General features: G+C 60.4%; 24 protein-coding genes. 15 read left to right on the top strand and 9 right to left on the bottom strand.

Features of this window, described 5'->3' with window-relative positions:
- Positions 1 to 41 precede the first annotated feature (41 nt).
- The 6 genes from EIK79_RS18245 to EIK79_RS15375 all read left to right on the top strand — a co-directional run bounded on the left by EIK79_RS18245 (position 42) and on the right by EIK79_RS15375 (position 4,772).
- On the top strand, positions 42 to 215 hold the full coding sequence (locus EIK79_RS18245; protein ID WP_185715669.1) for a DUF7838 family putative zinc beta-ribbon protein: 174 nt from the start codon (positions 42 to 44) through the stop codon (positions 213 to 215).
- 205 nt (positions 216 to 420) lie between these two features.
- Positions 421 to 579 (top strand): DUF7331 family protein, encoded by a 159-nt coding sequence (locus EIK79_RS18240; RefSeq protein ID WP_185715668.1) that lies wholly within the window; start codon positions 421 to 423, stop codon positions 577 to 579.
- 75 nt (positions 580 to 654) lie between these two features.
- Complete coding sequence (locus tag EIK79_RS15390; protein WP_124956262.1) at positions 655 to 2,079, top strand: FAD-dependent oxidoreductase; 1,425 nt, start codon at positions 655 to 657, stop codon at positions 2,077 to 2,079.
- A gap of 82 nt (positions 2,080 to 2,161) precedes the next feature.
- Positions 2,162 to 2,974, top strand: a complete 813-nt coding sequence (gene dacZ, locus EIK79_RS15385; protein ID WP_124956260.1) for a diadenylate cyclase DacZ — start codon at positions 2,162 to 2,164, stop codon at positions 2,972 to 2,974.
- Between the two features lies 1 nt (position 2,975).
- Positions 2,976 to 3,761, top strand: a complete 786-nt coding sequence (locus tag EIK79_RS15380; RefSeq protein WP_124956258.1) for a mechanosensitive ion channel domain-containing protein — start codon at positions 2,976 to 2,978, stop codon at positions 3,759 to 3,761.
- A 114-nt stretch (positions 3,762 to 3,875) separates the two neighbouring features.
- Positions 3,876 to 4,772, top strand: a complete 897-nt coding sequence (locus EIK79_RS15375; RefSeq protein ID WP_124956256.1) for an alpha/beta fold hydrolase — start codon at positions 3,876 to 3,878, stop codon at positions 4,770 to 4,772.
- Between the two features lie 14 nt (positions 4,773 to 4,786).
- On the opposite strand, the gene EIK79_RS15370 is transcribed toward EIK79_RS15375, so the two are convergent.
- The gene (locus EIK79_RS15370; protein ID WP_124956254.1) at positions 4,787 to 5,296 is read right to left on the bottom strand and encodes an acyltransferase; all 510 of its coding nucleotides are present in this window, start codon (positions 5,294 to 5,296) and stop codon (positions 4,787 to 4,789) included.
- A gap of 17 nt (positions 5,297 to 5,313) precedes the next feature.
- Positions 5,314 to 6,603 (bottom strand): phosphoribosylamine--glycine ligase, encoded by a 1,290-nt coding sequence (gene purD, locus EIK79_RS15365; protein ID WP_124956252.1) that lies wholly within the window; start codon positions 6,601 to 6,603, stop codon positions 5,314 to 5,316.
- A 231-nt stretch (positions 6,604 to 6,834) separates the two neighbouring features.
- On the opposite strand from purD, the gene EIK79_RS15360 reads away from it, so the two are divergent.
- From EIK79_RS15360 to EIK79_RS15350, 3 genes are all read left to right on the top strand, one after another.
- Positions 6,835 to 7,704 carry a winged helix-turn-helix domain-containing protein gene (locus EIK79_RS15360; protein ID WP_124956250.1) on the top strand — a complete coding sequence of 290 codons (870 nt, stop codon included), beginning with the start codon at positions 6,835 to 6,837 and terminating at the stop codon, positions 7,702 to 7,704.
- An 89-nt stretch (positions 7,705 to 7,793) separates the two neighbouring features.
- A complete protein-coding gene (locus EIK79_RS15355; RefSeq protein WP_124956248.1) occupies positions 7,794 to 9,104 on the top strand; it encodes an MFS transporter in 1,311 nt (436 codons plus the stop codon).
- An 88-nt stretch (positions 9,105 to 9,192) separates the two neighbouring features.
- A complete protein-coding gene (locus tag EIK79_RS15350; protein WP_124956246.1) occupies positions 9,193 to 11,310 on the top strand; it encodes a thioredoxin domain-containing protein in 2,118 nt (705 codons plus the stop codon).
- A gap of 9 nt (positions 11,311 to 11,319) precedes the next feature.
- On the opposite strand, the gene EIK79_RS15345 is transcribed toward EIK79_RS15350, so the two are convergent.
- Positions 11,320 to 11,679, bottom strand: a complete 360-nt coding sequence (locus tag EIK79_RS15345; protein WP_124956244.1) for a thioredoxin family protein — start codon at positions 11,677 to 11,679, stop codon at positions 11,320 to 11,322.
- Between the two features lie 189 nt (positions 11,680 to 11,868).
- Here EIK79_RS15345 and EIK79_RS15340 point away from each other — a divergent pair, with 189 nt between their 5' ends.
- From EIK79_RS15340 to EIK79_RS15325, 4 genes are read left to right on the top strand one after another with little or no spacing between them, the layout of a single operon-like run.
- Positions 11,869 to 12,798 carry a PLP-dependent cysteine synthase family protein gene (locus EIK79_RS15340; RefSeq protein ID WP_124956242.1) on the top strand — a complete coding sequence of 310 codons (930 nt, stop codon included), beginning with the start codon at positions 11,869 to 11,871 and terminating at the stop codon, positions 12,796 to 12,798.
- Positions 12,799 to 12,852: 54 nt separating this feature from the next.
- Entirely contained in the window at positions 12,853 to 13,299 is a 447-nt protein-coding gene (locus EIK79_RS15335; protein WP_124956240.1) for an acyl-CoA thioesterase, read from the top strand.
- 37 nt (positions 13,300 to 13,336) lie between these two features.
- Complete coding sequence (samp2, locus tag EIK79_RS15330; RefSeq protein ID WP_124956238.1) at positions 13,337 to 13,537, top strand: ubiquitin-like small modifier protein SAMP2; 201 nt, start codon at positions 13,337 to 13,339, stop codon at positions 13,535 to 13,537.
- A complete protein-coding gene (locus tag EIK79_RS15325; RefSeq protein ID WP_185715667.1) occupies positions 13,537 to 13,926 on the top strand; it encodes a GNAT family N-acetyltransferase in 390 nt (129 codons plus the stop codon). Before samp2 ends, EIK79_RS15325 begins: the two co-directional genes overlap by 1 nt.
- Here the strand turns inward: EIK79_RS15325 and EIK79_RS15320 are convergent.
- From EIK79_RS15320 to larB, 4 genes are all read right to left on the bottom strand, one after another.
- Positions 13,907 to 15,283 carry a phosphohexomutase domain-containing protein gene (locus EIK79_RS15320; protein WP_124956236.1) on the bottom strand — a complete coding sequence of 459 codons (1,377 nt, stop codon included), beginning with the start codon at positions 15,281 to 15,283 and terminating at the stop codon, positions 13,907 to 13,909. The two genes, EIK79_RS15325 and EIK79_RS15320, sit on opposite strands and share 20 nt — an antisense overlap.
- 57 nt (positions 15,284 to 15,340) lie before the next feature.
- Entirely contained in the window at positions 15,341 to 15,577 is a 237-nt protein-coding gene (locus tag EIK79_RS15315) for a GIY-YIG nuclease family protein (RefSeq protein ID WP_124956234.1), read from the bottom strand.
- Between the two features lie 214 nt (positions 15,578 to 15,791).
- Positions 15,792 to 15,944 carry a DUF7563 family protein gene (locus EIK79_RS19445; RefSeq protein ID WP_247992821.1) on the bottom strand — a complete coding sequence of 51 codons (153 nt, stop codon included), beginning with the start codon at positions 15,942 to 15,944 and terminating at the stop codon, positions 15,792 to 15,794.
- Positions 15,945 to 16,049: 105 nt separating this feature from the next.
- Positions 16,050 to 16,817: a nickel pincer cofactor biosynthesis protein LarB gene (gene larB, locus EIK79_RS15310; protein ID WP_124956232.1), complete on the bottom strand. Its 768-nt coding sequence runs from the start codon at positions 16,815 to 16,817 to the stop codon at positions 16,050 to 16,052.
- Between the two features lie 175 nt (positions 16,818 to 16,992).
- Here larB and EIK79_RS15305 point away from each other — a divergent pair, with 175 nt between their 5' ends.
- On the top strand, positions 16,993 to 17,160 hold the full coding sequence (locus tag EIK79_RS15305) for a DUF1931 family protein (RefSeq protein ID WP_124956230.1): 168 nt from the start codon (positions 16,993 to 16,995) through the stop codon (positions 17,158 to 17,160).
- 49 nt (positions 17,161 to 17,209) lie between these two features.
- Here EIK79_RS15305 and rpiA read toward each other — a convergent pair whose 3' ends face one another.
- Positions 17,210 to 17,896 (bottom strand): ribose-5-phosphate isomerase RpiA, encoded by a 687-nt coding sequence (gene rpiA, locus EIK79_RS15300; protein ID WP_124956228.1) that lies wholly within the window; start codon positions 17,894 to 17,896, stop codon positions 17,210 to 17,212.
- Between the two features lie 161 nt (positions 17,897 to 18,057).
- Between rpiA and glmM the strand changes: the two genes are divergently transcribed.
- Positions 18,058 to 19,359, top strand: coding sequence for a phosphoglucosamine mutase (gene glmM, locus EIK79_RS15295; RefSeq protein WP_124956280.1), 1,302 nt, complete (start codon positions 18,058 to 18,060; stop codon positions 19,357 to 19,359).
- Here glmM and EIK79_RS19440 read toward each other — a convergent pair.
- A complete protein-coding gene (locus EIK79_RS19440; RefSeq protein WP_449405147.1) occupies positions 19,356 to 19,514 on the bottom strand; it encodes a DUF7563 family protein in 159 nt (52 codons plus the stop codon). The two genes, glmM and EIK79_RS19440, sit on opposite strands and share 4 nt — an antisense overlap.
- Between the last annotated feature and the right edge of the window lie 295 nt (positions 19,515 to 19,809).

Raw genomic sequence — 19,809 nt, 5'->3', positions numbered from 1 at the left:
CACGTGGAAAACGTGAAGTGGACGGTCCGACAAGGGAGGATATGAGTCTGGAAACCGAACATTACTGCCCATCGTGTGAGGAAAAACACAACTTCTACCGAACGGCGAGTACGCTCGTCCAGCTTGGCGAGAAAACGAAGTGGAGATGTCCGGAGTGTGGGTACGGCTTCGTGCGGATCGACGACATCGAATCAGACACCCACGCGACTGCCTGAGAAGCGAGCCGAAGTAATCCGTCCATACCACCATACAGCGTCCATCCAACACAAAACGAATCAAAAAGAGGGTGCACTTCCGGCCGACATTTGAGTATTGGTATCAATTAGCATTATACCCCCATTAACCTTCCGGTTACTGAAAGCTTATATTATCTTGTGGTATACTAGGACATGGAAACAATCTGCCCGGCACGACAGGACAATGAGCACACGAACATACGACGGCACGAACGGCGATGACACCGAGCAGGACTGTATCGTCCTCGAACTCGAAGACGGCGAGGTAGTGGTATACGATCCGGACAACCACCGCGCGTGGATACAATCAGATGTAGCGGTAGAGATCAGTTCACAGGTGTAAACTGGCGCATTGACATCCCCGCTGTTGCTGGGTTACCCCGGTATAATTAAACGGCTGGCGGTTCCCCCTTTCTGTGTGACACACGTCCTCATCATCGGGGCCTACGGAAGTGCTGGCGTCGCCGTCGCAAACGCGCTCGCGGACAGCGACGTTCGACTTACGCTCGTAGACGACAACGAACCCGGTGGCCTCTGTATTCTCCGAGGGTGTATGCCGTCCAAAGAGGTGTTGTCAGCGGGTGCGCATCGGTTTCAGGCCCGTCACGACGACCGTCTCTCTGGAGTGCCGTCTGTGGCACTCGATCGAACCGTCGACACCAAAGACGAACACACAGCAGAATTCGGTGCGCATCGGCGTGAAGCCGTCCGGACGCTCACAGACCAAGCAGGAATCGAGTTCATCCACGACACGGCACGCTGTGTCAATGACACCACGGTAGCGGTCGGCACGCGAGAGTTGTCCCCCGATTACGTCGTCGTTGCCACGGGTTCGAAACCATCGATTCCGGAGCTTCCGGGGATCGACGACATCGAATTCATGACCAGTGCGGACGTGCTCGATGCGACCAGTTTCCCCGATTCAGGAATCGTGCTGGGATTCGGTGCTGTCGGTATCGAGTTGGTACCGTATCTGGCCGAAGTGGGCGGTGTGGATCTGACGGTTATTGAACACGGTGACCGTCCGCTGGATGGCTACGACGCGCAGTTTGGAGACGAACTGTTATCCCTGTACCGCGAGACGTTCGGCGTCGATATCCGAACGAACACGCGCGAACGAGCACTCGAAGCGACCGAGCAGGGGGTTCGGCTGACCGTTGAGGAAGCGGGCACGACGCGAACGATCGACGCCGAGGGGTTGTTCGTGTTCACGGGGCGACGACCCGCACTCGACGGACTGGGACTCGGCCAGCGGGGAATCGAACCGAGCGGAGAGTGGGTGCAGGACACGATGCAGGCCCGTGATGACGAGCAGACGTTCGTTGTTGGTGACGCGAACGACAAAGAACCGATCCTTCACGTGGCCAAAGAACAGGGACACAGAGCAGCCGACAACATCCTTCGGCACCGAGACGGTCGGACTCTGCGTCCCTACGAGAACGTGACCCACCGGGTGGTGTTCGCCGGACTCGGCGTGTATCCCGTCGTCCGTATCGGACACACCGCAACGTCGGCACGGACAGCCGACATCGAACACATCACGGTTGACCGACAAGCGAGCGACGACGGTGTGTTCATCACGAAAGACGCCCCGGAAGGAGTTGCGCGACTCGTCGTTGGCACTGACGGCACGGTGCTCGGCTATCAGGGGCTTCACTACCATGCCGACGTGATGGCGAAAACGATGCAGATTGTTCTCGAAAACGAGATGGACATCCACGACATCCCCGACCGCGCCTACCATCCGACGACGCCCGAAATCCTTGATGGACTCCTTCGAGGAGCGAAACAGATGGTGTCTGACTCGAAGCCCTCTGCTACGGATCTGACGGACGAACGGTGAACCGGTGTGCCTCGTGAAAACGTGGCAGAATCGGCCGGAAAGGTTTCCTGTATCGCGCCTCCATCAACAGTAGAGACACAGTATGTCTGGACTGGGGGGGGTAGTGACGGATCTCGTCGCGGATATCGATGCCGTATTTTTGTTCTCCCCGAGCACCGCTAGCTACGAAGCGATCGTCGATGAATCCGATGTGCCGGTCGTTGTGGTGGCTGTGGAGAACACGGTTGGCGCAGAGCTGTTCATCGAGTTGCCAATCGAGTTCAGGGAGATCAAAGAACGGATCCGATTCGGGATGGAAGGCGGCATCGATCAGGAGTACATCGACACGGGCACGATCATTCTGTGTGCGATGAATCTCTTCGATGACGGTATCGATTCAGTAATCCGCGTTCGAGCAGGGGAATTCACACACACAGGTATTTACGATCTGTTCGTCAACTCTCGGGCAGAGCCATCAGTCATCCGAAACGTATTGGAAGTCGTAATCGGACTCGGAAAGAAAGGCCAGAAGGGCAAACCGGTCGGAGCGTTGTTCGTCGTTGGTGACGCCGGAAAGGTGATGAACAAATCGCGGTCGCTGTCGTACAATCCGTTCGAGAAATCACACGTACACGTTGGTGACCCGATCGTCGATGTGATGTTAAAGGAATTTTCACGGCTCGACGGTGCCTTCGTGATCTCTGATTCCGGAAAGATCGTCTCTGCCTACCGGTATCTCGAACCGGCGGCAGAGGGCGTCGACATTCCGAAAGGACTGGGCACGCGCCACATGGCTGCCGGCGCGATCACCCGCGATACGAACGCCATTGCAATCGTGTTATCCGAGAGCGACGGGTTAGTACGAGCTTTTTCCGGCGGTGAGCTGATATTTGAGCTTGATCCGGAGGCGTACTAAGATGGCGGAAATAAATTATATCATAAACAGCTTCCTGAAAGATATATCGAATTCGATCCTTCCGCTCGTTGTGTTCATCACCGGCGTGCTGGTCGCTATCATCGTGGGGCGACTCAGTCGGCGGCTTCTCATCGCGGCTGAGGTTCCCGAGGGGGTCGAGGGAACGCGGTTCGAACGGACGGTGAATCGACTCGGAACGTCGACGATCGGGCTGCTGTCAGGACTTATCACGCTGTTTCTCATCGCGCTCGCGGTCGGACTAACGCTGAGCATCGGTGGCGTGCTCGATACGAGGTATTATCTAGAGCTGCTCCGAGGGTATCTGTTGCAGGTGTTCGTCGCCGCGTTGATCGTGATCATCGGTCTCATCGTCGGTGACAAAGCCGAAGTTGAGATTAAACAATCGTTACAGGACGTAAAGCTCACCGAGATGTCCCTGCTCCCGTCTGCGGTCAAATACAGCATCCTCTTTATTGCGTCACTCATCGCGCTCGCACAGCTCAGAATCGAAACCGCGGCGTTGCTCGTCGTGCTTGGGGGGTATCTGCTCGGTGTCATCGTACTGGGCGGACTCGCGTTCAAAGATCTCCTCGCTGCGGGGGCTGCTGGCGTGTTTCTCATCTTTTCAGATCCGTATTCGATCGGGGACACAGTCGACATCGACGGCCATCGCGGAATCGTACAGGAGGTAGGGCTGTTCGCAACCCACATCGAGAGTGATGAAGAGGAATTCATCCTCCCGAACCATCTCGTGCTCCGCTCTGGGATCGTCCGAATCCGGTCGTAGTCAACCTTCGACGCGGCGTCAGGAACGATCTACCAGACGCACAGGCGTCCATTCCGTCAGCTCCGCCCAAGGTATTTTGTGCGTTATCCCCGAACGTCGATCTTCGAGGACACCATGACCGCACGGAACTCCCCAGTCGACGCCCTCCCAGATGTTTCCTCGGCCGAATCAACGGTTCGCTCGGTCGACGACGTGGAACTGCACGTCGTCACTGCCGGTGAGACCGACGCGCCACTGGTGGTGTGCTTACACGGCTTCCCGGAGTTCTGGTACGGCTGGTCAGAATACATCAAGCCGTTCGTAGACGCGGGGTATCGGGTGCTCGTCCCCGACCAGCGCGGCTACAACTTGAGCGAGAAGCCCGCCGGTATCCGTCCCTACCGGCTGTCTCGGCTCTCGGCGGACATCGTCGCGCTCCTCGAAACGGAGGGACGTGAGTCCGCTCACGTCGTTGGGCACGACTGGGGAGCGGCCGTGGCGTGGGATCTGGCGCTTCGATATCCTGAGACCGTCGACCGGCTCGGCATCGTCAACGTGCCCCATCCCTCGGTGTTCATCGACACCCTCCGGTCAAGTTTCACACAGCTGTTCAAAAGCAGCTACATCGCCACGTTCCAGATTCCGAAACTGCCTGAATGGTACATCAAACGAACCGACTTTGAGCCGTGGGTGAGCGCAATGCGGGACGGATCGCAACCAGGCACGTTCACGGAGGAAGCGTTCGACCGGTACCGCCGTGCGTGGGCACAGACGGGCGCGCCGACCGCGATGATCAACTGGTACCGGGCGTTGTTCCGACACCGGCCGACAGTTCCCCGAGAGCATGTCACTGTTCCGACGCGCGTCGTGTGGGGCGAGAACGATCAGGCGCTCGTGCCCGAGATGGCCGAACAGAGCCTCGGTTACTGCGAACAGGGAGATCTCAAGCGGTTCCCGGAGGCAACCCATTGGATCACACACGAACATCCCGATCGGGTCGCTGCGCTCCTGTTGGACCACTTTAGGAGATGACGCCGGTCGAAAAGCTACGCTCGTGACTGTTCGGTTGCGGGCACGCCAGCGACGGTCGTTTCAGGAGGGACATCTTCGGTCACCAGCGAGTTGGCGGCCACTCGCGCACCCGCACCGATCGTTACTCCGGGGAGCACGACCGCACCCGCGCCGATCAGCGCGCTGTCCTCAACGACGACCGCACCGGTCCGATACTCCTCTTGGAGGAATTCGTGACAGAGGAGCGTGGCGTCGTAACCGATGACGGCGTGGTTCTCGACGGTGACGAGTTCGGGCCAGAACACGTCTGGCGTCGACTCTAAGCCCCACGAAACACCGCGCCCAACGGTAACACCCGTGAGACCCAGCAGGTGGTTCTTCAGCCGCAGGCTGGGCGAGTGGCGCGCAAGGACGATGAGGACGTAGTTGAACACGATACGTAACGGATGTTTGGCGTCGGGCCACCGCCACAGGGAGTTGTGCGCTCCCGGCGTTGGGTATCTATCGAGACGGTCGTGACGGGCCGAATCCGTGTCGTCAGACATGGTGTGATGGGGGGTCGTCACTCCCGGAGCGTTTCGACGTGGTCGATTCGCCGTTGGACCAGCGCAGGGGTCCCGATGTCGTGTCTAACGTGCAGGCCCTCCTCGCCAGCCACGGCCAGCGCCTCCTCTGCGATTCTCTCGGCGGCTTCGATATCATCGGCCAGTCCGACGACGGCGAAGGCGCGGGAGGTGGTGGTGTAAATCCCGTCGTCCCGTTCGTCGACGCTGGCGTAGAACAACGCGGCGTCGCCCGCGCTGTCCTCGTCGATCGTAATCTCGGTGCCTGCACTGGGATCGGTCGGGTAGCCCGCCGGAACGGCGTACTTACACACCGTCGCCTGCTGTGCGAACGTCAGTTCCGGGAGCGCCTCGCCGTCGCGGGCGGCCGTGAGCACGTCAATCAGCGGTGTTTCGAGCACCGGGAGGGTGTTCATCGCCTCGGGGTCACCGAACCGGGCGTTGAACTCCACGACCTTCACACCGTCCGCGGTGAGCATGAACTGCCCGTACAACGTCCCTTTGTATCCGCCGAGGGAGTCAACGACGTGTTTGATGATCGAGACAGCGTCCGTGTAGTCCTGCGCAGTCATAAACGGGAGCAGATCCTCTCCCGCGGAGTAGCTCCCCATCCCGCCGGTGTTGGGGCCGTCGTCCCCTTCGTAGGCGCGTTTGTGGTCCTGAACGGCGGGCGAGACCCGACACTCGCCGTTGGCAACGAACGCTTGGACGGTGAACTCCTCACCGACTAAGCGCTCTTCAAGCACCACCCGGTCGTACTCTGATTCTTGGAGGTACGCCTTCGCTTGGTCTTTCGTTATCTGATCGCCGGTCACACGCACTCCCTTCCCGCCTGTGAGTCCAGCGGGTTTGACCGCGAGATCACCGTCGTAGCTGTCGATGTACTCACACGCCGCGTCCATCTCTTCGAACGTCGCAAAGTCCGGACAGCCCGGAATGTCGTGTTCGGCCATGAACCGCCGCTGGAACGCCTTGTCCGTCTCGATGCGCGCCTCGGCTTCGCGGGGACCGAACGCGTACACACCTGCGTCTTCGAGGGCGTCCACGACGCCGGATTCAAGCGGGGCCTCGGGGCCGATCACCGCCAGCGTGGCATCAATCTCCGTGGCGTAGCTGACGACCGCCGTCGGGTGGGTCTCGTCCAACGTTTCGAATCCGGCCGCGAGCCGCGCGATGCCGGGGTTGCGGTTCGACGCGCAAGCGTACAGTGTACCGTCAGCGTCGGCCAACGCGCGGGCGATTGCGTGTTCGCGTCCGCCGCCACCGACGAGTAGAACGGTCTCGTCCATGACCGAGAGGGCGGGACACGACGACGTAAGCGTTGCCCTCCACTTTTTTTGCGAGGGGGTAGCAAAGCTATCCCCTCGCAAAAAACCTGGACTAAAAAAGCCGCGAGCGAAGCTCGCGGTGAGTAACCTGTCCGCTCCGCGTCCGCTACCGCCACCCCAACGCTCCGTCTCCGCGATCGACGCCATGCCTAACTTAGCAGAATTCATATACTATTATGACTATATTTAACAATGGTCGACTCGACCGAGCAGGACGTGACTGATAGGGTTCCCCCTGAAGATGTCTTTTCGATTCTTGGTAATGAGACGCGGATCGACATCATTCAGGCACTCTGGCAGGCCGAAAACGATCACGTGTCGTTCTCGGAACTCCGAAACCGCGCTGCTGTCGCTGACAGCGGCCGGTTTAACTACCACCTCGGGAAGCTCATCGGGACGTTCGTCCAACGCGAGGAGTGTAGGTACGGACTCACCTACGCCGGGCGGCGGATCGTCGGCGCAATACTCGATGGGACCTACACGAAACGCGCCGAAATCGATCCGTTCGAAATCGGCTCGTTGTGTTCTGCCTGCGGGTCGTCACTCGAAGCGAGCTACGAAAGCGACCAGTTCGTCGTCCGTTGTCCGAACTGTGCGGAAACGGTGTTGCGGTTCGCGTTCCCGCCGGGAGTGCTCGATGGCCGTCCCCGCGAAGAATTCGCTGAAACGGCTAGCCGCTGGATCCGGGCACAGCTCTCGTTCACTGTGAACGGTGTTTGCCCGAATTGTGCTGGGGTCATCACACACTCGATCACGAGAGAGTCCGAGCAGCACAGCCGTGCGGCCGGTCTCGAATACGATTGCAAACGGTGCCAACACCACGCCACAACCACGGTTGGGATGCACCTCAGCTACCACCCCGCTGTCATCGCACTGTACGATGAACATGGCATCGACCTCAACGAGGCGTTCCTGCAGAGCTACGTCGACAACGCTGATCAGTGCACGTCCGTGCGCTCGGAAAACCCGTGGCGGATCAGCGTCTCCGTTTCGCTTGCGGATGATGAACTCGAACTGGTCGTTGATGAAGAGCTGAACGTCGTTGAACGACACCGTGAGTAAGAACTCAGACAGAAGCAGGCTTCGGCTCGACAGTTTACAGAAGTGATTTTCTGCTAACACTTATTCCGAACTGTTTCCTGCTCGTTGGCATGGGATGGGTTCGACGACGTTTCAGCGAGTCTGGTTTCAGTGGTCTCGCCACCAACACAAACTTCCTGCGGCTGTTTTCTGGACGGGTTATTACCGATGCTGGTGGCAGCCTGTACTTCATCGGGACGATGTGGCTTGTGGGGGAGCTGACAGGCTCAGCGTTTTACACGGGGCTTGCCACTGCGCTCGTACGGGCACCCGACCTCCTCAGCGTTTTCATCGGGCCACTCGTGGACCGGTGGCGATTGCGTCGGCTACTCCTGAGCACGCAGCTCATCAACGGTATCGGCGTGCTGGTTGTGCCCATCGCCGCTGTGGTGGATCGGCTCTCCGTCTGGCTGGTGTTCGCCCTCATACCCATGTTGTATTTCGTCAACGGGTTCGTTTACCCGGCACAGAACGCGGCGCTCCCTCGAATCGTAGAGAGTGATGAACTCACTCGGGCAAACTCACTCTTCTCGATGTCTGTTCGAACGGTCGATATGGTCGCCAACGCCGTCGCTGGCGTGCTCATCGCGGTCATCGGCGCAGTCTCTCTGTTTGTCATTAATTCGATCACGTTCGCCGTCGCGGCACTCCTGTTCGTGGGTGTCACCGTTCCCGAGACGGCACGGAACACCACCGCCGATACCGAAACCGAAGAAGGGGAGAACGCGAACGATGACGGGTACATCTCCGAGTTCCGAAAGGGAATCGACTACGTGCGTGGCTCGATCCTGCAAGCGATGCTGGTCGGGATGATGGTGAGTAATTCCGCGGCGACAGCACTGACTGCACTCCTGCCGATCGTTGCGGATTCACTCGCTGGGCCGACAGCGTACGGTCTGCTCGTGGCAGCGATGGGTGCGGGGAGTCTCGTCGGAACTGGTGGTGCGTTTCTCGTTGCAGGGTATCCCATCGGCTGGGTCGCGATCGCTTCGCACGCGTGCTCTGGGGCACTGTTGCTCACAGCAGCCGCCACGCCTGGCGTCTGGCCTACCGGCGCAGTGCTGTTCATGGCCGCAGTTCCGATCGGCACGTTCAACGTGTTGTTTTTCTCGATGGTGCAATCCGCGCTCGACGACGCATTCCTCGGTCGTGTTACAGCACTCATGCGAACCGTGCTGTCGGGAATAGCGCCTGTCGGTGGAGTACTCGGTGGAGCGATCGCTGGCGTTGTCGGCAGCACGATGGCGCTGTATGGAGTGGGTGGGCTCACAGTGGCTATCGGCGTGTATTACCTGCTTCACCCACAACTCCGGTCGCTCCCAGCAGTAGCTGCGACCGACGAGGGGGTGCTCGGTGTTCACACAGATCGAAAGAAACGTTGATATCCAGTTCGATCGGGCCGAAGTGTTCGTTTCGGAGACATAGAAGACTAAAGCAGCCACTCTTTAGTGTCGCACCGCTACGTGGAGTATGACCGATCCCACTCGACGCAACCGTCTCGATGAGGAGCAGAGTCCGTATCTCCAACAGCACGCAGACAATCCGGTGCACTGGCAGCCGTGGGATGACGACGCGCTCGCGGCAGCCGAAGAACGAGACGTTCCGATCTTCCTGTCGATCGGCTATTCGGCGTGTCACTGGTGTCACGTCATGGAAGACGAGAGCTTTCAAAACGAGTCGGTCGCGTCGGTGTTGAACGAACGGTTCGTGCCGATCAAGGTCGACCGCGAGGAGCGGCCGGATCTGGACAGTATCTACCAGACGATCTGTCAGCTCGTTACTGGTGGTGGCGGGTGGCCGTTGTCGGTGTGGCTCACACCGGACGGCAAGCCGTTTTACGTCGGGACGTACTTCCCACCCAAGGCGCGTGGACGAGTGCCGGGGTTCCGAGATCTGCTCGAAAACATCACCGGCTCGTGGACCGATCCCGACCAACGCGAGGAGATGGAAACCCGAGCTGAACAGTGGACTGACGCGATCGCAGGAGAGCTAGAGGAAGTTCCGGAGCAGCCAGGAGAAGCGCCCGAGGCGGACGTGCTCGAATCGACTGCACAGCGGGTCGTCAAAAGCGCCGACAGGGAATACGGTGGGTTCGGATCCGGACAGAAGTTCCCCCAGACGGGCCGGATCCGTGCGCTGTTGCGTGCAGCCGACCGAACCGACCGGGACGTGTACCGGGCAGTGGCTCAAGAGACGCTCGACGCGATGATCGGAGGCGGCCTGTTCGATCACGTGGGTGGGGGATTCCACCGGTACACCACGGACAGGGAGTGGGTGGTGCCTCACTTCGAGAAGATGCTGTACGACAACGCCGAGGTCACGCGGACGCTGCTCGCTGGCTACCAGCTCACGGGCCACGACCGGTACGCCGACGCTGCTCGCGGGACGTTGGCGTTCGTCGAGCGAGAGCTGACCCATCCCGACGGCGGGTTTTACGCCACGCTGGACGCCCAAAGCGACGGGGAGGAAGGAGCGTTCTACGTTTGGACGCCCGAGGAGATCGACACTGCAGTGGACGACACGACGACCGCCGAGCTGTTCTGTGACCGATACGGCGTGACCGACTCCGGGAACTTCGAGAACGGGAACACCGTTCTCACCGTCCAAACCAGGCTCGATGAGCTTGCCGAGACGTACGATCATTCGGTCGAGGACATCGAATCATCCCTAGAGACGGCCCGCGAACAGCTGTTCGAGCACCGCAAGCAGCGCTCTCGTCCCGGTCGAGACGAGAAAGTACTCGCGGGCTGGAACGGACTGATGATCTCCGCGTTCGCAGAGGGAGCACTGGTCTGTCCCGATTCCGGCTTCGCTGACACCGCCGAACGCGCGCTCTCGTTCGTGCGGTCCCAGCTCTGGGATGAGAACGACCGCCGGTTGGCGCGCCGGGAAAAAGACGGCGACGTGAGCGGTGACGGCTATCTGGAGGATTACGCGTTTCTCGGACGGGGAGCGCTCCACCTGTATGAGGTGACAGGATCGGTCAAGTCACTCAGGTTTGCGATCGATCTCGCGGCAGCCATCGAGCGGGAGTTCTGGGACGAGACGGAACGCACCCTGTATTTCACCCCCGAAAGCGGCGAATCGATGATCGCCCGGCCGCAGGAGTTGGCCGACCAGTCAACGCCGTCGAGCGCGGGCGTCGCCACGTCGCTGTTGCTCGCCCTCGATCAGTTCGTCCCCCACGACCGGTTCGGTTCGATCGCCAAAACGGTGCTGTCGACCCACGCTGAGACGATCGAGTCGGATCCGCTCCGGCGTCTTTCACTCGCGCTCGCTGCGGACGAGCACGCGGCCGGTCCGATCGAACTCACGGTTGCGGCTGAGGAATTCCCGCCGTCGTTCCGCGAACAGTTGGCAACGACCTACCTCCCACGCCGGATTATCGCGCCGCGACCACCGACCGACGCGGGCGTCGATGAGTGGGTCGAGGAGTTGGGTCTCGATGACAGCCCGCCGATCTGGGCCGGACGGGACCAACGAGCGGGCGAGCCGACGGTGTATCTCTGTGAGGAGTTCACCTGTTCGCCGCCGAAAACCGATATTTCCGAGGCGCTCGCGTGGCGGTCGGACGGCTCTGAGACGTGAAAAATCGGCTCACGAATCGAGCTGTTCTGCCAGATACGTCGCAGCAGGAACGTCTTCGCTCTCGACGAACCGGGCCACCTCTTCGCCATCGCGCTCGACGACGATCGTCGGAATGTACTCGATGTCGTACGTCTCGACGCCGGGACCGTGCTTGTCGCGGTCGACCGCGATGTGTTCGACGCGGTCATCCTCGACACCGGCCGCGTCGAGCGCCGCGCCGAAATCAGGGAGCTGTGACCGGCAGTCCGTACACCAGTCGCCGCCCCAGATCGTGTACGTCACGTCGTCGTGGTCGCGCAAGACTGCGATCGTCTCTTCGTGGGCGTCGGCGTCCCAAACGGGATTCGGTGCCATCGTTTCGAGTGCCATATCCGGACTACTGTGGTGTGCGACTTAACGGCCGCGCTCGCACCAGTATCGGCCGGTGACCAGTGGTAATTCAGGGAGGCCAATCGGTGCTGGATCACGAAGGTTGTCACCGTCATCGGGCGCGGCGTCAGTCCGCAACAGATCTGTTCGGTTCGCCACGTCTTTAGCGTCCCATCGGGAACGGAACGTATGAACGATTCCATCCTCGACACCATCGGATCGCCGCTGGTAACAGTCCAGTCTCCGCCGGGATCGACGATCGGGGCGAAGCTCGAATCGAAAAATCCCGCGGGCAGCGCGAAGGATCGCCCGGCGCTGGGGATGGTCGAACGAGCGGAAGCGGAAGGGATGATATCGCCCGGTGATCGGATTGTTGAGCCGACGAGCGGCAACACCGGGATCGGGCTTGCGGTTGTCGCCGCCGCCAAGGGGTACGATCTCACGATCGTCATGCCGGATTCGAAATCACCCGAGCGGCGGCGGATCATGCGGGCGTACGGTGCCGATCTCGATCTCGTGGACGGCGACATCAGCGACGCGAAAGACCGCGCCGATCGCCTCACCGAGGAGGGGATGGTGCAGTTGCGACAGTTCGAGAATCCGGCGAACACGGAGGCGCACTACCGGACGACTGGTGATGAAATCCTCCACCAAGTAGACGACCGGACGGTCGACGCGTTCGTTGCGGGCGTCGGAACCGGTGGGACGATCACCGGCGTCGGTCGCCGGCTACGCGGAGCGTTCCCAGAGATAGAGATCGTTGCGGTCGAACCCGAGGCCAACGCGGTGCTCTCGACCGGCGAGTCGGGTGAGGACTCGTTCCAAGGGATGGGTCCGGGGTTCGTGAGTGACAATCTGGATCTGGATCTCGTTAACTCGGTCGAAACCGTTTCGATCGACACCGCTGAAGCCGAATGCCGCCGGCTTGCCAGGGAGGAAGGCTTGCTGGTCGGACAGTCCAGCGGCGCGGCGAACGTCGCGGCCAAACGGGTCGCCACCCGCCTCGCAACGCCGGACGACGCGTCCGACAACCCGCTCGTCGTGACGGTGTTTCCCGACAGCGGCGAGCGATACATGTCCACAGGGATGTTCGACGCCGAGACCGACCGTGAGGAGTGATACTTCTGGGTGGACACCACCAGAGCCTTGCCTGCAAGCGGCCTACAACGAGTAATGCCAGATCTGTTAGACACGTACATGGAAAACCGGTGGCTGATCCAGCCAAATCACGCCAACATCCTCGAAACCGCCCACGGTGGCTACGTATTAAAATGGATGGACGAAGTCGGTGCAATGGCGTCCATGCGGTTTTCACAGGAATCGTGTGTGACCGCTCACATCAATCACGTCGATTTCCAACGGCCGATCATGGTTGGCGATCTCGCACTCATTGAGGCGTACGTGTACGACGTTGGTCAGACAAGCATGCGCGTGCGGCTGCGGGCGTACCGGGAAGATCCCCAAACGGGGACGCAGGAACAGACGACCGAATCGTATTTCGTCTACGTTGCGATCGATGAGGACCGAGATCCGACGCCGGTGCCGGAACTCACCGTTTCGACCGAACGCGGAAAGCAACTCCAAGCGGACGCGCTCAGCGGCGAGAACGGCGACGGGTGAACGCCACGCTCAAGCGTTCGCACACGAACACACGAGTATGCGCGTCACGGCCGAGATCATGGGGAGTGAAACACAGGAACTCGAACTCCGAGCCAACGCGACGTACGGTGATCTCCTCGGTGCGGTCGGGTTGAGTCCACACGAGGCGACCGTCCTCGTCGACGGACGACCGGTCCCCAACGACGGTGCGATCGACACCGAGCACGTCCGCGTTCTCCGGCTCATCAAAGGTGGCTGATGACCGACCAGATCACGCCGCAGTTCGACGTCCGTCCCGCCAGGGCTGAGATGCTTCCGACGGTGATGGCGATTCTCGACGCTGCGTTGCTCGATATCGCCGTCGAAACGGTCAGAGACAGGCTCTCCTCAGGAGCCGTTCTGGTCGCGACCGAAGAGGACCGAATTCTTGGGACGGTGGTGCTCAACGATACACACATCGAGGCAATCGCGGTGCGTCCGAACCGACGCGGACAGGGGATCGGGACGGCGCTCGTCGACGCTGCGAGCACGCGTGGGCGACTCACTGCCGCGTTCCGACCGGGCGTGAGCGAATTCTACGAATCGCTGGGCTTCGACATCGAACGGACAGGCGATCGATGGCGGGGCGTTACACCAACGGCTCGGTGAGATCCTTCCCGGCCACCAACAGCTCGTTAACGCGCGCGTCCGAATCGGCTTCGGCGTACACGCGGAGTTTTGGCTCAGTGCCGCTCGGTCTGACGAGCAGCCACGAACCGTCTTCGAGGTTGATTTTGAAGCCGTCGCTCGTCCCGATCGATTCCACTGCCGTCCCGGCAACGCGGTCGGGGATAACGTCCTCCAGTTCGGTGAGTACGCCGGATTTTCGGTCGTCGGGACAGGCGACACTCAGCCGGTCTTGGTTGATCTCACCGTACGTCTCGGTGATGTCGTCAGCGCGGTCGTCGATCGGCCGCTCGGCGTGCGCAGCTGCCGTCAACAGCGCGAGCAACACGCCGTCTTTGTTCCGGAGGTGAGGCGTGAGACCGAAGCCGCCGCTCTCTTCGCCGCCGATGATCGCGTTGTGCTCTGCCATTGCGTCCGCGACCCATTTGAACCCGACGGGCGTCTCGATCACGCGCTCACCGTGGGCAGCACCGATGCGGTCGATGAGATGTGTAGTCGATACCGTCCGAACCGCCGGGCCGGACGACGTTTCGAGGAGATACTCGTACAACACCGCGTAGTAGAGGTTCGGATCGAGATAGCCTCGATCGGGGGTGATGACAGCGATCCGATCGGCGTCGCCGTCGTTAGCGATGCCAAGCGACGCAGAACCAGAGGTGACGCGTTCGGTGAGTGATTCGAGTCGATCAGCGCTCGGTTCGGGCGGCGTCCCCCCGAACGTCGGATCACGCTCACACCGGAGTCGGTCGACGGTCGCACCGGTCTCGGCTAACAGCGCGTCGGTGACGCCGCGACCGCTGCCGTGCATCGCGTCGTAGGCGATCGTCGTTCCCGCCAGATCGAGACGAGAGTCCACGAACTCGAATGCGTGCTGTCCGTAGGCGGTCGTGAACGTATCGTCGTGTCGATCGCCGCGTTCGTCGGCTGGCACTGTTGTCGGGTCTGCCAACTGCTCGCTCAGTTCGTCCGTCACCGACGGCAACGCGGGTGCACCGTCTGCCGGAAGAAACTTGATGCCGTTGTACGCAGGCGGGTTGTGGCTCGCCGTGATCATCACGCCGCCGTCGAGATCCCGGTCTGTGACCGTCCACGCGAGCACCGGCGTCGGACAGTCGCGCTCGCTGATGAGCACGTCGATCCCGTTGTCGATGAGCACCTCAGTGACCGCGTCCGCAAAGTCACGCGATCCATCACGAGCGTCGTATCCCACCGCAACCGTTCCCGTTTCGATCTGCGTTGCGATCGCTTGGGCGACGATCCGCACCCGAGACTCGGTGAACGTATCGAGTGTATCACGCCACCCGTCAGTACCAAACACGATCTGATCTTGGGGGTCCATATTCGGGACTCCAACGGCAGGGACAAAAACCTCCCTCACTCGATTCCCTCGCGGGTGTCAGCCGATGAGCTGCTCTTTCTCGTTACGGGAAAGCTGCTTGATCTCGTGTTCGCGGGACATAGCAGCCGACTGGGTCTCGTACGCCTCGGTGTGCACCACCGTCAGCGGACCACGACCACGGGTGTATTTCGCACCGTCACCCGCTCGGTGTTGCTCAAGTCGGCGGTTCACGTCGGTCGTATACCCCGTGTACAACGATTCGTCGCCACAGCGCAGCACGTACACGTAATGCACACGAGCGGATAGAACTCAATCGGAAAAATCCGTTGGGATCGGTCCCACAACCCCGATTCCCGTTGTTTGAAAAGCGATGAGACGCCGTGAACGACTATCCGTATAGCCGTAAATCCCCCTAAAATTTGGTTTGGGCTGTCAGCAAGAATAATAATATTCTTGCCGTTTCAGCCACGGGAGTGTGTCAAGCTCAAACGACGGTTCGATGATAGCCTCATCGGATATTTCCGGCGCGGTCCCGGGATACCTCCGCGATCCCCGCGTTCGCCGAACAGTTAGGACACGCCAAGATCGTCCCGCTCTCGTCGGCGAAAACACGGGCAAAGCGTCCGGAAACGTGCGCGCCGCAGTGGTCGCACTTGGCCATTGTTATACCGACACGGTGTGTGTCAGCAGTACCCTCTTGATATTCAACACCTATATATCCTCGTAATTTCGATAGTTCATTTCCAAGAATACAATGGGGTACGGGTCAGTCGCTGCGAGCGGTATCGAGTCCACGCGCGAAGAGTCCGGCTTGTGCGCCGGCAGTGAACCCGGCGTCAATGTTCACGGCAGCGATCGGCGTACACGACTGGAGCATCCCGGACAGCGCGGCTTGACCGTTGCCACCGTAGCCGTAGCCGTTCGAAACGGGAAGTCCGATCAGGGGTACGTCGACCAGTCCCGCGAGCACGGTCGGAAGTGCGCCTTCTCGACCCGCAGCGACGATGAGCACGTCTTGTGAGCGACACTGTTCGAGTCGGTCGATCAGGCGGGCGATGCCAGCAACACCGACATCATCAATCCGGGTCACGCGCGCGCCCATCTCGCGCACGATTGTCGCTGCCTCCCCAGCCGGTCCGGCGTCGGACGTTCCGGCGGTGACGACCCCGACATCTGCGTCGAGAGTGGGTGGATCGAACGACGGCCCGTGAACGACGAGCGTCTCTGAGCGGTCCGTGTGATCGATGGCGGCCTCTGGGTGTGCGTCAGCGAGGCGGTCTTCGATCGTGGCGGCAGTCGAGGGATCGACGCGGGTGACGATCGCCCGACCAGTCGTCTCAACCGCGAGTGCAACCATCGACGCGGTTTCCTCGGGCGTCTTGCCAGCCGCGAGGATCACTTCAGGGACACCGGTGCGAGACCCGCGCGCGGCGTCGAACCGTCCTGTTTCCCCCGTCGCGTAGCCGGCCAGTTCGGCTTCCGCCTGTTCAACCGATAGCTCGCCCGCGGCGACGGATTCCAATAACTCGCGCATATCCCATCTCACGCCTCGAAACACACCTAAGCATCGACTCTGAGATGTATTCCGTATAGATCACGGGAAATATACTTTGATTCCTATCCCCAGTAATCAGAAAATGCCGTCATCACCGCCGAGAGGTTCCGTGTTTGAGAAAGTTTATAAAGGAAGTCCGAGAAGGGGTTTCTGTATGGCAGATCTAATCGTCAAAGCCGCCGTAAAGGACGCGCTTAATGAGATGAATGTGGCGTCGGATTTCTACGACGCACTCGACGAGGAGGTCCAGGATCTTCTCGACGACGCCGCACGTCGTGCACAGGAAAACGACCGTAAGACAGTTCAGCCCCGCGACTTGTAAGGTTGCGAACTGTACGGTACTGTACCGTATCGTTTTCTTCTATCGTGGATCACACGGAGTGGATACTGACACCGTCGTTCGAACCGATGTGGAGCTCCGTAGCCACACCAATGAACAGTCCATGTTCGACGACGCCGGGAATCGCAGACAGCGACGCGGCAAGGGTTTCGGGAGTTTCGATCGGTCCGAACGCACAATCGAGAACGAGATTGCCGTTGTCGGTGACGACAGGACCGTCCTTTCTCTGGGCGGTTCGTACAGTGGGATCGCCGTCTCGTTCGTGGATCGCCTGTTCGACCGTTGGGACGGCGTCGGGAAGCACCTCGACCGGAATCGGGTGGTCGAGCGTGTCAGTCAGTTTGGTGTCGTCGGCAACAATGAGACAGCGCGGTGCGCTCGTGTCGACGATCTTTTCCCGTGCGTGGGCTGCGCCGCCGCCTTTCACCAGCGCGCCATCGAGTTGTAGTTGATCCGCGCCGTCGATGGCGATATCCGGACGTGCCGCTTCGAGCGTGCAGAGTGGGATCCCGACCTCGCGGGCAAGGGTGCGAGACTGATACGAGGTCGGGACGCCCTGAATCTCCATCCCGGCCGCAACCTTCTCGCCAAGCGCTCGGATCGCGTGGGCGGCAGTGCTGCCCGTTCCGAGACCGACAACCATACCGTTCTCTACCTGTCCCGATGCAGACTCTCCGGCGCGGCGCTTTGCCTCGTCAGTGCCGTCCGATGCTTTCATGACCACCAGTTTCGGGCGACGGCTGAAAAACCATCACCTTCGTTCGTAGTGACCTGTCGAACATCCTGTTAGTGGCGATGAAAACGGGAGACGTGCCGTGCTCGCTGAACGCAAAAAATGGGATCGCAGTCGTTTTCACTGCGAGCGTTGAGGGAACGAGCATGTTCGGAACGAGTGGGATTCGTGGTCCCGTCGGAGAGGAGGTGACCGCAGAGCTCGCGCTCGCCGTCGGGCGGGCAGTCGGAGTCGACGCGGACCGGATCGTGATGGGACGCGACGCAAGAGAGAGCGGGACAGTCCTCGCGGACGCGTTCGCTGCCGGAGTGCGTGAAGTCGGTGCGGATGTCGTGGATCTCTCGCTGGCGTCGACGCCGACTGTGGCTCGTGCTGTCGGCTGGTACGACGCCGACGCCGGCTGTTCGATTACCGCCTCTCACAACCCGCCAGAGGACAACGGCCTGAAACTCTGGCAACCGGACGGACAAGCGTTCGATGCGGAACTGCGCGAGACGATCGAAGCGCGCGTACGTGAGGGCGTCGCGTCGGACCTCCGGAAATGGGACGAACAAGGAAGCTACACGACGGCCGACGCAACCGAGCGCCACATCCAAACGCTCGTGGACGCCACGACGCTCGACACCCAACCCCACGTTGTTGTCGACCTCGGAAACGGAGCCGGCGGCGTCACCGTCGACGCGCTGGTCGAACTGGGCTGTCACGTTGAAACGCTCAACGCACAGCCCGACGGCCGGTTCCCCGGACGGCCGAGCGAACCGACCGCCGAGACGCTTGCTACGCTCTGTGCGACCGTCTCGGAAACCAACGCCGACCTCGGTGTTGCCCACGACGGCGACGCCGACCGGATGATGGCCGTCGACGGAACGGGACAGTTCGTCCCCAAAGACGCCCTACTCGGACTGTTGGCGGCGACATCGACGGCGGACGGCGATCGGGTTGCCGTGCCCGTCGACACGAGCCTCGCTGTCGAGGACCACCTCGACGCCAAGGGGGTCGGCGTCGAGCACACACCTGTCGGTGACGTGTACGTCGCCGCAGCGGTCGGTGACGGTGTTCCCTTCGGCGGCGAGCCCAGTGGCGCGTGGATCTGGCCCGAACAGACACGGTGTCCCGACGGACCGCTTGCAGCCTGTCGGCTCGTCGAGCTTGCTGCCGAACGACCGATCGAACAGCGCATCGAAGAGATCCCACGCTATCCAATCCGACGCACGAACGTTGAAACTGACAACAAAGCCGAAACCATGGCCACCGTCCGCAAGAAAGTGAACAGGGAGTACGACGAAACAGCCGTGACGACACTCGACGGTGTCCGAGTGGATCTCGGCAATTCGTGGTTCCTCATCAGAGCGAGCGGAACACAGCCACTCCTTCGAATCACGGCAGAAGCACGAGACGAACAGCAGGCACAGACGGCTCTTGAGCGTGCTACAGAGTTAGTAAATTAAGAGCGTCGCGTCGAACGAGCCTCTCGTACGCTTGCTCCGTCCCGGATCTTATCCTCGCAGTTCGGACAGACACGGGGATTCTGGACGCCAATTGGGGTAAACACGCGTGCATATGCTCGGGTGACAAATGCACCACAATTCTGGCATTCCGGCATACGGTACAGAATACGATCGCATTTTACATAACGGTGGCGTGGTAGGTATGAACACGCTACTCGGCCCTGACCCTATACTCGGGCGATACAGACGATTACTCAACAATCTAGCAAACATAATACAGTAAATATAAACATCAATCTTATTATTATATGAAGTTCGTACTCGCAAGGTACGAGAGATCAAACGCATTAATGCATCTATAATATTTAGCGTATGATTATTTGTCCGTGAGTTGGCTCGGAAGGTGGGAAGCAGACGACACCGATATCCTGAGAACAGGTGTGACACAAA

The sequence above is a fragment of the Halocatena pleomorpha genome, assembly GCF_003862495.1.
GTDB classification, from domain to species: domain Archaea; phylum Halobacteriota; class Halobacteria; order Halobacteriales; family Haloarculaceae; genus Halocatena; species Halocatena pleomorpha.
The sequence above is the reverse complement of the archived record's forward strand: the minus strand, read 5'-3'. Positions and strand labels throughout refer to the sequence as shown.